The organism is Gordonia terrae, from assembly GCF_001698225.1.
GTDB classification, from domain to species: domain Bacteria; phylum Actinomycetota; class Actinomycetes; order Mycobacteriales; family Mycobacteriaceae; genus Gordonia; species Gordonia terrae.
Genome location: NZ_CP016594.1, coordinates 5,191,378 through 5,205,818, shown reverse-complemented (window position 1 = coordinate 5,205,818; position 14,441 = coordinate 5,191,378). Strand labels below are relative to the sequence as shown.

The 14,441-nt window shown below is 71.1% G+C and carries 9 protein-coding genes and 1 pseudogene; 5 read left to right on the top strand and 5 right to left on the bottom strand.

The annotated features are described in order from the left end of the window. The first annotated feature begins 37 nt into the window (after positions 1-37). Positions 38-844: a hypothetical protein gene (locus tag BCM27_RS23040; protein ID WP_004023755.1), complete on the top strand. Its 807-nt coding sequence runs from the start codon at positions 38-40 to the stop codon at positions 842-844. A gap of 159 nt (positions 845-1,003) precedes the next feature. Here the strand turns inward: BCM27_RS23040 and BCM27_RS23035 are convergent, their stop codons facing one another. Continuing rightward, entirely contained in the window at positions 1,004-1,783 is a 780-nt protein-coding gene (locus BCM27_RS23035) for a class I SAM-dependent methyltransferase (RefSeq protein WP_004023754.1), read from the bottom strand. A 63-nt stretch (positions 1,784-1,846) separates the two neighbouring features. On the opposite strand from BCM27_RS23035, the gene BCM27_RS23030 reads away from it, so the two are divergent. Beyond that, entirely contained in the window at positions 1,847-3,016 is a 1,170-nt protein-coding gene (locus BCM27_RS23030; RefSeq protein WP_004023753.1) for a glycosyltransferase family 4 protein, read from the top strand. Here BCM27_RS23030 and BCM27_RS23025 read toward each other — a convergent pair. Then, positions 2,964-4,835, bottom strand: coding sequence for an MmpA family trehalose lipid delivery protein (locus tag BCM27_RS23025; RefSeq protein WP_004023752.1), 1,872 nt, complete (start codon positions 4,833-4,835; stop codon positions 2,964-2,966). The two genes, BCM27_RS23030 and BCM27_RS23025, sit on opposite strands and share 53 nt — an antisense overlap. 14 nt (positions 4,836-4,849) lie before the next feature. Continuing rightward, positions 4,850-5,785, bottom strand: a complete 936-nt coding sequence (locus BCM27_RS23020) for an HpcH/HpaI aldolase/citrate lyase family protein (RefSeq protein ID WP_033206021.1) — start codon at positions 5,783-5,785, stop codon at positions 4,850-4,852. Between the two features lie 177 nt (positions 5,786-5,962). On the opposite strand from BCM27_RS23020, the gene BCM27_RS23015 reads away from it, so the two are divergent. Together BCM27_RS23015 and BCM27_RS23010 are read left to right on the top strand one after the other, a co-directional pair. After that, entirely contained in the window at positions 5,963-7,147 is a 1,185-nt protein-coding gene (locus tag BCM27_RS23015; RefSeq protein ID WP_033205998.1) for an MATE family efflux transporter, read from the top strand. 56 nt (positions 7,148-7,203) lie between these two features. Beyond that, complete coding sequence (locus tag BCM27_RS23010; RefSeq protein WP_004023749.1) at positions 7,204-7,674, top strand: SRPBCC family protein; 471 nt, start codon at positions 7,204-7,206, stop codon at positions 7,672-7,674. Positions 7,675-7,684: 10 nt separating this feature from the next. Here BCM27_RS23010 and pgfA read toward each other — a convergent pair whose 3' ends face one another. After that, a complete protein-coding gene (pgfA, locus tag BCM27_RS23005) occupies positions 7,685-8,929 on the bottom strand; it encodes a cell envelope lipid trafficking protein PgfA (RefSeq protein WP_033206001.1) in 1,245 nt (414 codons plus the stop codon). Positions 8,930-8,973: 44 nt separating this feature from the next. Between pgfA and BCM27_RS23000 the strand changes: the two genes are divergently transcribed. Continuing rightward, the gene (locus BCM27_RS23000) at positions 8,974-10,275 is read left to right on the top strand and encodes an acyltransferase family protein (protein WP_004023747.1); all 1,302 of its coding nucleotides are present in this window, start codon (positions 8,974-8,976) and stop codon (positions 10,273-10,275) included. An 839-nt stretch (positions 10,276-11,114) separates the two neighbouring features. Here the strand turns inward: BCM27_RS23000 and BCM27_RS26355 are convergent. After that, positions 11,115-14,378, bottom strand: a pseudogene (locus tag BCM27_RS26355) (alpha-(1->3)-arabinofuranosyltransferase); the annotation flags it as partial. Positions 14,379-14,441: the final 63 nt, after the last annotated feature.

The window sequence follows — 14,441 nt, the reverse complement described above, 5'->3', positions numbered from 1 at the left end:
GGGTCGGGACCGATCCGCGGATGACAGAATCGTCCGCATGACCCGACCACCTGAGGGCGATCCCAACGATCCGCGGAACGATCCGCCGGAGACCCGGCAGTTCGATCCGGACTTCGACCCGTCGGCGCCGCCGTCGCAGGCCTACACCGAGCAGCACCCCGGGCAGCCCTATCCCGGCCCCTACACCGAGCCGCACCAACCGGGTCCGTACACCGAGCCGCACCAGGGCGGCCAGCCGTATCCGGGCCCGTACACCGAGCCGCAATACACCGATCCCCAGTACACCGGCGGTGCGCCGTATGCGTCGTCGCCGTACGACGCGCCGGCCGGTGGTGAGCCGCCCCGTGGGTCCGGATCGAAGGGACGGACGATCGGGCTGGCGCTGGCCGCCCTGATCGCGCTGGTGGTGCTCGGGTTGGTCGTCGTGTTGGTGACCCGCTCGGGCGATGGTGATTCCACCAGCGCGGCATCGTCGTCGATCACCGAGTCGAGCGAACCGGCGACGACCAGCGCGACGACGCCGTCGAGCACCACGACCACCGAGGAGACGACGTCGACCACGACGACGACGCAGCGCTCCGGAACCATCACCTACCAGCTGACCGGGAACGGCGACGTCGTCGCGCTCACGTTCCGTCGTGGCCCGGGGTCGCCGACCGTGATCCCGGCGACGGGGTCACCCTGGTCGCAGCGGGTGCAACTCGAGGGGACCCGTGCGAGCCTGTCCGCCATCGTGGTTCGCGGCCCGGTGTCGTGTGCCATCCTCGCCGACGGTGAACAGCTCGCCGCCGCCACCAGCCAGGGCGGCACCCTCAACTGCACTGCGGACCTCGCTGCGGAGTAGTCCGGGCACCGAATTCTTGCTCCCTGAGGTGTGAGGAGCGCAAGCGACGAGCCTCGAAGGGGCTGGCGAGTTCGACGCACCGGCCCTTCGTGGCTCGCTTCGCTCGCACCTCAGGGAGCAGGAATCAGGACACAGGCTCCCGGCGACGGTCTTCTCGGATCAGCGTCGCTGCAGGACGAGCACCAGATTGGTACCGAGGACGTCGCGGAGCACCGGCACGCGCATGACCCACCACATCCAGCGCGGGATGTAGCGCGGGAACGCCGCGACGAGTTCGGCGCGACCACTGCCGGCTGCCGCACGGGCCCAGCGCAGGCCGTCGGCCGCCGAGACCGCGAACAGCGATGTGCCGTAGAGATTCTTGGGCGGGCGGCCGTGGCGTCGGGTGTACAGCCGCGCCGCCCGATGGCCGCCGAGATAGTGCGTCAGGCCCATCTCGTGACCGCCGAACGGTCCCCACCACAGCGTGTAGCTGATGATCACGACGCCGCCGGGACGCGTCACCCGCAGCATCTCGTCGGCCATCTGCCACGGGGTCGGCGTGTGTTCGACGACGTTCGACGACAGGCACACGTCGACGCAACCGTCGGCGAAGGGGAGCGCCTGGCCCGATCCGCGGACCGACCCGCGATGCTCGAGCCCGCCGGCGTGCATCTCGGTGGGATCGGGTTCGACGGAGACGTAGTGGGCGCCCCGGGCGCGGAAGGCGTCGGCGAAGTACCCGGGGCCGCCGCCCACATCGAGGACCACCGCCCCGTCGGGAGCGGCGCCGGCGAGATCCGGCACGAACGCCTCGACCATGCTCGCGGTGTCGGCGGCCAGCGCGCCGTAGAACCGCGCGGGATCGGACTGCTCGAAGCGGAAGTCGTTCAGCAGTCCCGCGGCGCGGCGCAGGGTGGCGAGCCGGGCCATCCGCGCACCGGAGAGTGGAGTGGTCATCGTCGGGTCACTCTAGTGCGGCGGGTACCGGCGTTCACCCTCCGGTCGGTAGGCTGACCGACAATGCGCGCACCGTCGAACGTCCTGCTCCTGTGCTGGCGGGACACCCGCCACCCCCAGGGCGGCGGCAGTGAGACCTATCTGGAACGCGTGGGCGCCGAACTGGCCCGACGCGGCGCGACCGTCACCTTCCTCACCTCCGCCTACCCCGGGTCCGTCCGCGAGGAGCAGCGGGACGGCATGCGGTTCATCCGTGCCGGCGGACGCATCAGTGTGTATCCGCGCATGCTCGCGACGATCCTCGGCGGTCGGTTCGGTCTGGGACCGCTGGCGGGGTGCCGACCGGACGTCGTCGTCGACACACAGAACGGTGTGCCGTTCTTCTCGGTGCTGGTGTCGCCGGCGCCGACGGTCGTCCTCGTCCACCACTGTCACCGTGAGCAGTGGCCGGTGGCCGGTCGCCTCCTCGGCCACATCGGGTGGTTTCTCGAGTCGCGGGTGTCGCCCCGGATCCATCGTCGCAATCGGTACGTCACCGTCTCCGCGCCGTCGAAGTCCGAGCTCGTCGCACTCGGGGTGGACGCCGAGCGGATCGCGGTCGTGCGCAACGGGATCGATCCGCTGCCCGAGGGCATCGAGGCGCCCGATCGCGCCGGCGACGCCATGTTCGACGACCCGGTTCGGCTCTGCGTGTTGTCGCGGCTGGTTCCGCACAAGCAGGTCGAGGACGCGCTGACCGTGCTCGCACGGTTGCGTCGCGACGGGGTCGACGCCCACCTCGATGTCATCGGCGGCGGTTGGTGGTCGGACGAACTGCACCGTGCCGCAGCCGAACTCGCGGTGACCGGGGCGGTCACGTTCCACGGCCACGTGGACGAACGACGCAAGCACGAACTCCTCGCCCGGGCCCGGGTCCACCTCATGCCGTCGCGCAAGGAGGGATGGGGCCTCGCCGTCGTCGAAGCCGCTCAGCACGGTGTCCCGACGATCGGTTATCGCAGTGCGGTCGGACTCGCCGACTCGATCGACGACGGACACACCGGGCTGCTGGTCGACGGTGTCGACGAACTCGCCAGTGCGACGAGGAAACTCATCGACAACCCGGATGAGTCGGGCCGGCTCGGACGGAACGCGCAAGCCAAGGCGAGTCGCTACTCGTGGTCGGCGACGTGCGACGGATTCATGGCGACGTTCGACGCCGTGTCGTCCGCGCCACGCCGACGCCGGCGCTGATCAGGCCCGCGACGAGCAGCGCGGCCCACGCGAGGTGCGCGCCGGTCGCGATCGCGCGGTCGGCGTCGTCGGCGGATCGATCCGCCGGGCCGGTCACCTGATACAACCGCAGCGACGGCCCGTCGAAGACCATGTGCCCCGACGCGGCGAGTTGCGCAGGCGGATCGTCGTTCTCGACCGCCACCCACCCGACGCCGAGCGCGGCGAGCGCGGCCGGTGACCCGCCGGACTCCAGTACCCGCGTCACGGCTGCGGCGTGTTCTCCGGCGGGATCGATCACTTCCCCGTCGACCCGGAGCTCACCGGATTCGACGACCGGCGCGCGGAACGTCCGAGCGGCGGGATCGAGGGACGGATCGCGTGCGAAGGGATACTCGCGGACCGTGCCGGGCGGCCACAGGGCGACCGAACCGCGTGCCGGCGGGACGATGTCGGCGACCTGCCGCCACTCGTCGGGATAGTCGATCGCGCGCACCGCACCACCGACTCCCCACGCGAGGTCGGGGAGCGGTGCCACCACGAGCAATGCGACCGCGGCGAACGCGAATCCCGAAGGGACACGCCGCCTCGCCGCCGCCACGGCCGCCGCGACGCAGACCGCGACCGCCGGGACGAGGAGCGCCGAGAACTTCTGGGTGTCGCGGAGGAGCCCACCGCCACCGACGTGTTCGACGACGAACCCCAGGCCCGCCCGGACCGGTCCGAAGGTGCTCAGCAGCAACAGGATCGCGGTGACCGACGCCAGCACGGCGATGGCGCGGACGAGCGGATCGAGCTGCCGGCGACGGCGCCACAGGTGGCCGGCGCCGACCGCGACGACGAGGAGCAGGCAGATGGTGGCCACCGCGGCCCATCCGATGGTCCGGCTCGCCGGCACCGCGTCGGCGTTCCAGATCCCGCCCAGTGACCCGACCGTGCCCACGGGCCCGAGCCACGGCTCCGACCGCAGGCCGAACGCCTCGACCCCGGCGGCCGCCGATGTGGTCGGGGCGTCGGTGATCAGGGACGTCAGCAACCAGGGCAGGGCGCTGAGGACCCAGAGCGCGACGGCGACGGCCGTGGGTCGCAGCCCGATCGGGCGTGCCAGAAGCGCTGTCGCGAAGACGATTCCGGCGAGGACGGAACCGGTGGGCGTCAGCCCGGCGACGGCGAACAGCCCGCCCAGCTGAAGAAGCCGGACGGTGTGTGCTCGGGGGTCCGGTCGCCGGGTGGCTTCGACTCGGCTCCTCGATCTCGATGCGCTCCTTCGTCGCTTACTCGACCCGGCGGCTTCGCTCGGTGCCGGCTCAACCAGCGGAGTGTCTCGCCTCGCTGCGCTTGGTGCCGGCTCACACTGCGGTGGGCGTTCCCGCAGGTCGAGGACCGTGACGACAATCCACCCCAGTGCCGCAAACCCGGCCAGCAGACTCCAGTGACCCTGCAGGAGCCGTTCGGCGACATAGGGATTCCATATCGCGACGAGCGCGGCGGCCGCGGCACCCGTGCGTCCGGCGTCCGGGACCAGCCGGGCCGCCAGCCGTCCGTAGCCGACACCGGCGAACACCAGGGCCGCGGCGAGAACCGCCAGCACGACGATGCCGCCGTCGACGACGGTGCTGGCCATCGCGAGGAACCAGTCCTGCGGCACGGCGCGCGGCGGTAGGTCGCCGATCCCGAGCGTGGTGTCCGTGACGTGGGTGCGCGGCGTGGACACCGCATCGCGATACAGCAGATACCGGTCGCCGATGCCGATCAGCCCTGGCAGCAGCGGCGCCAGGATCACCGCGGTCGCACCGATACTGGTGCCGTATAGGGCCGGCAGCAGTCGTCGGGGAGTCACCGCGGCGATCCCCTTCAGAAGTGGTGGGTGTCCGACGGCGCGGGAGCGTGCACCGGATCGTCGTCGTAGTCGGATTCGGTGATGCCGTACGACCGGGCCAGGTCCAGGATCTTGGTCGCCCGTGCGATCCGCGGCAGGTCGGAACCGTTGCGGATCTCACCGCCGTCGCGCTCGAACTCGGCGAAGAACTCCCGGGCCCAGGTGATCTCGTCCTGCGAGGGGGACAGGCCCTCGTTGACCTGGGCGCACTGACTCGGGGTGAGGCAGATCTTGCCGGTCATGCCGAACTCGGCGCTCACCGCGGTCGCCTCGCTGAGCTTCAGGGCACTCGAACCGACCGTCGGCCCGTCGATGGCGCTCGGCAGGTGGGCGGCCTTGGCCGCGATGGTGAAACGTGAACGGGCGTACGCGAGGGTCTGCGGGTCGTCGCCGAATCCGGTGTCGCGGCGAAAGTCCCCGATGCCGAACGCGAGACGGAACGTGCCCTTCGTGGCCGCGATCTCACTGATGCGCTCGAGTCCGCGCGCGGTCTCCACGAGCGCCACGATGGGCAGGCCGGGCAGGCGCTTGGCGGTCTCGGTGACATGGTCGACGGACTCGACCATCGCCAGCATCACGCCGCCGACGGCGGTCTGCGACAGGGCGTCGAGGTCGTCGGCCCACCACGGCGTGCCGAACCCGTTGACACGGACCCAGTCTCCGGCGCCGGGGCCGTGCGTGCCGTCCTTCGGCCCGAGCCAGCGGACGACGTTGTCGCGCGCGGCGACCTTGTCCTTGGGGGCCACCGCGTCTTCGATGTCCAACACGACGATGTCGGCACGCGAACGGGACGCCGGCTCGAACTTCGCATAGTGGGAGCCGTTGACCAGCAGCCAGCTCCGCGCCAGCACCGGGTCGATGCGCGAACCGATGTCGGTCGACTCGGCGTCGTAGGGGTTGTCGTCGTACATCAGGGTCTCTCGGTCCAGTGAACACGCGCGATCGGTGGATCCCGCGCTCGGCAACAGCAACCGCCCCATCGTTGCCTATGCACGACTGCACGTGCAAAGCAGATCGCCCGCGTCCCCCGCGCTACCTCGTGCCCGCCCCGTGCGACGCCGCGACGTCGAGGTCGGCACACTTGGTCCATGCAGCAGACGCGCCGGAGAACGGGCACGGTCGGCGCCGTCGGGTCGGTGGCGGTCGGTTCGATGGTGGCCAACGTCTGCATGTACGTGGTGCACCTCACCGCGAGTGCGCACTTCCTCGACGTCAGCGAGTACGGCGAGTTCGCGGTGCTGCTGTCGGCGATGCTCGTGCTCGGCGTGCCGGCGATGGCGTTGCAGAACGTGATCGCCCGGGAGGTCGTCCTCGGCGGCGACGAAGGACGGCTCCGCAGGCTGGGCCTGGTGACGACCTTCTGGGTCGTCGTGTTCACCGCCGTCGCCACCCCACTGGTCGCGTTGTTGTTGCGCACCGATGTCGCGACGACGGCGGCAGCACTCGCCTCGGCGCCGCTGCTCGCGCTCATCGCCGCAGGTCAGGGGATTCTGCAGGGACGCGGCGAGTTCCAGGTGCTGTCCTGGGTGCTGGCCGTGGTCGGTATCGCCCGATCGGTGCCGATCATCGGGGCGTTCGCCGCCGGTGCCGGGCCCGCCGGAGGGCTGCTGGCCGGGACGCTGGGTGCCGCCGCCGCGGCAGTCGTCGTCTGGCTCGTGGTGTGGTCGGTGGCGCGCGACGGCCGGTCGGGACGCGCGCCGTCGGGTACCGCCGGGGTGCTCAGCGTGGTCCGCGCGTCGCAGGTCCAGCTGGTGCTCATCGTCGCCTCGTCGATCGACCTGTTGCTCTCACCCCGGGTCCTCGACGCCGAGGAGGTCGGGGTGTACGCGCTCGGGGCGATCGCGACCAAGGTCGCCTTCTGGCTTCCGCAGGCCATCGGCGTCGTCTTCTATCCGCGCCTCGCCGACCCCGCACGTTCGGCGGCGTCGCTGCGACAGGCGGTCGCGGTGGTCGCCGGGATCGGAGTGGTGCTGACCGTGCTGGCCGGTGCGGCCGGTCCGATCGTCCCGTTCGTCTTCGGGGACGGTTACGACGCCCTCGTGCCGATCTTGTGGCTGTTCGCCTACATCGGCGCCGCACTCGCCGTCCTGCAGGTCGTCCTGCTGTCGGCGATCGCGCGAGACCGGACGCGCGTCGCCCTCGGCACCTGGGTGGTCGTGGCCGCCGAGGTGCTGGTCATCGTCACCCTCGCGGGGTCGGTGATCGGGGTCGCCGGGACCGCCGCGGTGGCCGTCACGATCGCCGCGCTGGGAACGTGGGCGGTCGCGCGCTGAGCGACGTGTCGATCTCGGACGTTGCCGAGTTCCCGAAGTTTCGGCAGTGTTGTGTGATGAGCGACAACGAGAGCACACAGGTCACTGTCCAACGCATCATCGAGGCGCCCGTCGACGCGGTGTTCGACATTCTCTCCAATCCCGAACGGCATCAGGCGCTCGACGGTTCGGGATTCATCCGCGGCGTGGACCACGCCGACCGCATCCAACAGGTGGGGGACGTGTTCACGATGAACATGGCCGGCGACCACATGGGTGGCGAGTACAAGACGGACAACCACGTCACGGGTTACGCCAAGGACAAGTTGCTGGCGTGGAAGACCGCACCCGCCGGCACCGAGCCGCCCGGATGGGAATGGCTGTGGGAGCTGGAGTCCCAGGGCCCCAACGAGACCCTGGTGCGCCACACCTACGACTGGTCGAAGGTCACCGACAAGAAGCTGCTCGAGCAGGTCAAGTTCCCGCTCGTCACCGAGGCTCAGCTCGACGACACCCTCGGCAGGCTCGCCGCCGAGTCGGCTTCCTGACCGATCCTGGTCACTCCGGCTGCCCGTCAACGGTTTCCGCGCCACGTCGGCGGCGGAACCGGGCGGGCAGCCAGGCCGGATTGGTGAGCACCAGCCCGGCCAGCAACGCCACCACGCCCAGGACAGCGGTGCCGATCGGGACGAGGCGGCCCCAGATCAGGATCGGGGTCGCGAGATCGGAGGCGAGGTCCGTCATCCGGGTCTGGGTGTCCTCGTCGTAGGCGAATGTCGCACGCAGGTGCGGCAATTTGAAGTCGGCCGGTACACCCGGCGTGCCGTCGGGAAACCGGTACACCTCGTCGACGGTGATCGTCGCGTCGACGATGGTGCCGGTCCGGGGATCGACGGCGAGGTCCCACGAACTGCGGTGGTGCAGGTTCGCGGTCAGCGGGCGACTCGTGTCGCCGACCCCGAACCACGACGCCGGCCGCGTGATCGAGACATTCGTGCCGACGGGCCTGCCGAGTGCCGCGCGGGCGAGATCGGTGTCGGGCACCTCGGCGCGGAACCGGTCGACGTCGCGGCCGTGCACCTCGGTGTCGCCGTCGTAGACCAGCGGCACGGTGGTGCGGGTGACGGCGTCGAAGAACTCCCGATCGGCCGGTTCGGTGTCGAACGGGAGGAGATAGGTGACGCCGCGCCGATCCGGGACGAGGACGGCGGCCTGACCGCTGTCGTACTGGATCTCCGACGCCCCGCGCGCGGCGAGCCGGGGCAGCGCGTTCTTCCGGTCGAGCGTCACCCGGTCCTTGATCGCGTTGACCGTCGCGTCGTTGCACGGTTGCGCCGGATCATCTGCCTGAGAACCCCCTGGGTCGACGCCGGGACGCGGATCGCCCGGGTCGACCTCACGGCCGTCGATGCGCAGCGCCTGGGCCTGGATCGACGTCCCGGCCTGCAGGGTCACCCGGTGTTCGTCGGAGGGTTGCACCGCGACGACGCGTTGCTGGCGGACGAGGTCGGCGTCGACGGCGCGCGCCGAGCGGGTCTCGAGCGAACACCGGTCGAAGATCGTCGCGTCATCGGCGGTGGCGACCGTGGTGAAGTCCGTGCTCAGCGGGATGGTGCGGAATCCGCCGACAAGCAACGTCGGCAGGGCGATCGTCACCGCGAGCAAGAACGCGCCGACGAAGATCAGGGTCGGGCCGGCGAGGTCCGCGGCCGACCAGCGATGCGGCTCCGGACGGGTCTCGGTATCCGACGACAACCCGGAGGACGGCGGCCCTGATCGCGACGAGGAGGACGGCGAGGACATGGAGGCGAGGGTACGCAACGCGTCCCGGCTACCCTGTCAGCAGCATGACCAGCACCGACCCCGATCCCATCGCCCCGGCAGCCGCCGGCTCCGCCCGGCGGTTCTATCCGCAGCTCGAGGGCATGCGGGCCATCGCCGCGATCGGGGTCCTGGTCACCCATGTGGCGTTCCAGACGCGGGCGGTCGAGATCCCCGTGCTCGGACCGGTACTCGGTCGCCTCGACCTCGCGGTCGCCCTGTTCTTCGCGCTCTCCGGCTTCCTGCTCTGGCGGCCGTGGGTCGACGCCGCGCATCGCGGTGGCGGGCATCCGTCGGTGTCGAGGTACTTCCGCCACCGGGTGGTCCGTATCTGGCCGGCTTACGTGGTCGTGGTCGTGCTGGTGATCCTGCTGCTCCCCGAGGCGCAGGGCGCCGACGCCCAGGTCTGGTTGGCGAATCTCACGCTCACCCAGGTCTTCGTGCCACTCACGCTCACGGCGGGTCTGACGCAGATGTGGAGCCTCTCGGTCGAGATCGCGTTCTACGCCCTGCTGCCGCTCATCGGCTTTGCACTCCTGCGGCTGCGTGGTCGTCGCCTGCGTGCGCGTGTCCCTGCGCTGGTGGCTCTCGGCGCTGTGAGCCTGGGCTGGGCCTGGGTCGGCACCTCGCTGCCCGTGGCCGACGGTGTGGAGACCAAGAACTGGGTGTTCGGTCACCTCCCGTGGTTCGTCGCGGGTCTGATCCTGGCCGAGATCGCCGGGGTCCTCGACTCGGCCTCCGGGGCGTCCGGACCCACCCGTTCGGGACGCTGGATGGCGGGTGTGATCCGCCTCAGCGCCAACCGTCCGCTGATGCTGGGCGTGCTCGTCGTCGCCTACGCGCTGGCGTGCACCAGGCTCGCCGGACCGACCGGACTCGGCGACGTCACCGAGACCGAGTTCGCCACCAAGATGGTGCTCGGCGCCCTCTGCGGGTATGCGCTGCTGGCACCGCTGGTGTGCAATGAGGGGCCGTTCCGCATCCTCACCTCGCGCGTGATGTTGGCGCTCGGGAGATGGTCGTACGGGATCTTCATCTGGCACGTCGCGGTCCTGGCGGTCGTCTTCCCGCTGTTCGGCATCGTGCCGTTCAGCGGTGACACCCTCCTGGTGCTGGTGATCACGCTCGTTCTGTCGATCGGTGTGTCCGCGGCCAGTTACGCCTTCATCGAGGAGCCGACGCGGAACTGGCTGCGCAACCGCGAGAGTCGTCGTCGCAACCGCTCGCGCCACGACGCCGCGAGTCCACCCGTCGGGGACCGACCGTCGATGGCGGACCAGAACACCAGCCACGCGGTCATCGACACCGCCACCAGCGCCGGCAGCTGAACCCACCACTGCGAGCCGTGGTAGCCGCCGGAGGCGTGCCACGGTCCGGCCGCCAGGCCGATCGTCGCCACCATCATCGCGACGAATGCAGTTGTGACGCCTGACTTCTGCGGTAGCGCGGCGGCGACGGCGCCGACCACGACGGCGGCCGCGAGCCCCCACCAGCCCGAGATCAGCCACGCGGCGGCGAGCACCGCACCCCCGGCGAGGAGTATGGTGCCGCGTCCGGCCGGGACCACGATGGGTTCCCCGGGCGGGGCACGGCGCGCCGACGGCCACCAGGCCGCGAGGAGCAACAGCACCATCAGTGCCAGGCCGATCACCAGCGACCAGCGGTACAGCGAATCGAACCGGTACGTCAGGTCGATGGTTCCGGCAGCGCCGGCGGGAACGATCCAGCCCTGTTGCCAGCCGTCGACGACGACCGGCCGCAGCGACACCCCGTCGAGCCGCGCCTGCCATCCGGGGTTGGTGCTCTCGGGCACGACCAGCAGTCGTTGCGGTCCGCTCTCGACGGTCACCGCACGCCGCACCGCCGACCACTCGCTCACCTCGGGGGACGTCGAGGCCGGTGCCGACACCGGGTCTCCGTTCACCAGCGAGAGGGCGTCGACGGTGAAGGCGTCGCCGGGATTGACCGACACCTCCTGCTGTCCGGCGGGCAGGGCGAGCCCGCCGTCGCCGCACGGGCGCCCGATCACCGGTTGCCCGCTTCGAAGGTCAGAAGCGCGGGCACGCACGGACATCCGGACGACCTGACCCGCGGCGGTCAGCCCGATTCCGTCATCGCAGCCGATCTCGACGACCCGGTCGGCGTCCGTACCGGTCGCCGTCGACGGTGACACGCGGACCTCGGCGATCCCCGGTGGTGCGGGACTGGCGAATCCGAGGCTGTTGACGTCGATGAGGTCGGACTGGGCGCGGATGGTGATCTCGATGCGATCGGTGACCGCAGGATCGAGACGGACGATGCCGCTCTCGTCGACCTCGCGGATCTGCTCGCCGGTGCCGAGGTCCACCGCGACCTCGGTGGGTGCGGCGGGATAACCCCGGGGTGCGACGATGGTCAGCGCGTCGACCCGTTGCGGCCGTGGGAGATCGAGGACCAGGGTGGGACTGTTCTCGTTCGCCGCGGCGTCCTCGTCGTCCGGGGAATCGGCGGCACCCGCTCGCGACGTCCGCTCATCGGGGATCTCCGGTGCGGTCCACGATGTTCCGGGATCGCCGTCGACGGCGGCCGCGGGCCCGCCGCGGGGATCGGTCACCGGGCGGGGGCCGCGCGCCGTGACCCCATCATCGGCGAGAAGACGATCGAGAGCATCGCCGGGTCGGGGTCGCAGGATCGCGGTGGGGGAGACGGTGGCATCCGACGGCACCGAGAGCGCGCGCCCGAACACCGCGGACGTCTCCGGGGACAGGCCGAGTCCCGGTGCGCACCTTGTCATCTGTCGCGCCGGGTCGGACACGCAGGACGCCCGGCCGGACAACTCCTGGTAGAGCAGCCACTGGGCGACCTCGGTGCCGGCCTCGAGCTCGGGCAGCACCACGCGATGGCGGATTCGCAGAGGCGTCGCCGTCCGCAGATCGGACACCGTGACCTCGCCGAGCGCGAATTGGTTTCCGGCCGTGCCGTCGTCGGTGCGGAGCGCACGGATCTGCACCCAGCGGGTGGCTCCACTGGGTGCGGTCACCGTCATCGGTTCACCCGGTTCGAGCCCCGAGACCACCGTGCTGCCCGCCTCGGTGGTGATCAGTGCGCTGGTGACATCGGGCCCGAGTGCCTTCGCAGTCGTCAGGGTCAGCGCGAGATCGGTGCGCGGCGTGGTGAAACCGATGCGCATCCATCGTCCGACCGCGCTCTCCAACCCGCCGCTCACCCAGGCGCTCTGCGGGTTGCCGTCGAAGGCCGCGGCCGCCGAGTTGGCCGGTGAGGTCTGCCCGGGCTGCACCGCGTCGGCCGCCGATCCCGACGTCGACACCTCGACCTCGCCACTCCGGTTGTCCAGCAACCACTCCCCGTGGACCAGCGGCTGACCGTCGACGGGGTAGTCGGCGACGGCGTTCTGCGTGCGCCGCGGGTCCGACGGGGCCCGGATCGCCGAACTGTGATCGTCGACGCGGCCGAAGTCGGTCTCCCGGTCGCTGGGCGTGTCGGTCACGATCAACGGGCCGTCGGTGATCCCGGCGCGGCGTGCGTCGGCATCGAGGACGACCGGCCCGAGCGGCGGTAGCCCCTGACGTGCTCGGACCTCGGCCAGTTCGGCGACGGCCTCGGGGCCACCGGCAACCCGCGGGAGTCCCGCGGTGTCGACCAGTCGGGGGCCGGTGCCGGCGGCCGGCGAGCCGGGAGCGCCGACGGCGAAGATCTGCACCGCGGGCATTGCGGGCCGCAAACCGTTGTCGCGCACCACCCCTCGAACACTCGGCGGCCCCATCTGCGGACCGAACTCGGCCACGCGGTGGAGTCCGGGCGACTCGTCGAGTGCCTGCTGGGCGAGCAGCGGGCGGGCCGACCGTGAGGTCTCGGGATCGAGATCGGCTCGGAGGACGACGAATCCGATGCCCTGCCCGGCGAGGGTGGCGGCCAGGCCCGGCGAGCCGCGGCCCGCGGCGATCTCGCGCTGCACGGAGTCGAGGGCCCTGATCGCGCCGGGCGGGGTGAGCGGGATCGCGTCGCGGACCGCCCACGGGGTGTCGGAGAGGGGTTGCAGCGGTTCGTCGCGGGTGAGTCCCCACAGCTGGTCGGCGAACGGCGCCCCGGGGACGACCAGCGTGCGGGCAGGTGGGCCGCCGTCGTCGCGTTCGCTGTGCTCGGCCAGCCAGTCGGCGGTCTGCTGCCAGTGACGTGGAATCGACTCGTACGTGCCGTTCGGTGCGAGCTGGCCGGTCCACATCAGCGACCCGGCACCGATCACCGCGACGAGCAGGACGATCGCCGCGGCGACCGGACGCGACCGCTGGGGCTGGGCGAAGGCGGAGAGCGTCTCCCGGCGACCGGCGGTTCCCGGAAGGGGAACCCGCGCCAGCAGGTGCGCGACGCCGAGCGCCAGGGGGATGCGGAGCAGCGGCTCGAATTTGTGGATGTTGCGCAGCGGTGCGCCGGTCCCGTCGAGGAAGACGCGCATCTGCTCGGCGACCGGTGAACCGAGTTCGCCCGCGTAGCCGACGCACATCACGACGAGACCGACGCCCAGGATGGCGACGAGCCGGCCGCGGAACGGCATGTGCCGCATACACAGTCCGGCCAGACCCGCGGCCGCGATCGTCCCGGTCGCCAGGACTGCGGCGGGCTGGGTGACCAGCACCGCCCCGGCGACGCGCTCCGGCGAGACGAACGGCGTCCACGAACTCGCCCCACGCAGCACCTCGGTGAGCGACGTCCACTGCGTGGTGACCCGGGACGATTCGATGTAGTCGAGGAACGGCGGACTCACCCGCGAGAGGATCAGCAACGGGACCACCCACCACGCGCAGGCCAGGGCCAGGCCGACCGTGGTCCAGGCTCCGAACCGCCGCCATCGGCGGTCGCGCGGACTGTGCAGCAGCCACCACAGGACGGCGACCCCGAGGGCCGCCAGCGTCGCGACGGCGTTGACCGCACCCATCAGCGCCACCGCGGCCGCAGTACGGGCGGCCTCGCGCCAGAGCGGCGGAGCGTCGTCGTCGGCGCGCGTGTCCAGCGCGCGCACCACCGGCACGAGCACCCACGGGGCGAGCATCATCGGCAAGGTCTCCGACGAGATCGAGCCGAGGGTGGTCAGGACCCGGGGGCTCAGGACGAAGACGACGGCGGCGATGATCCGCGAGGCCGGCGAACCCAGCCGCAGGGTCTCGGCGAGGCGGACGATGCCGACGAAGCCGACGGTCAGCAGCACCGCCCACCAGAGACGCTGGACGATCCACGGCGGGACGGCGAGGAGATCGCCGAGCGCATAGAACGCGCCGTGCGGGAAGAAGTAGCCGTAGGCCTGGTTCTGTACCTGCCCCATCGGCGCGTTCGGCGTCCACAGATGCGCGGCGCGGGCGAGGAAACCGAGCGGATTCGCGGTGAGGTCGAGTTTGGTGTCCGCCGCGATGCGGCCGGGTGACTGCAGGAGACAGATGAGCAGCGAGATCGCGGCGACGACGGCGACGCCGCGCCGACCCAGCCCAGACCGGGTCGGGAC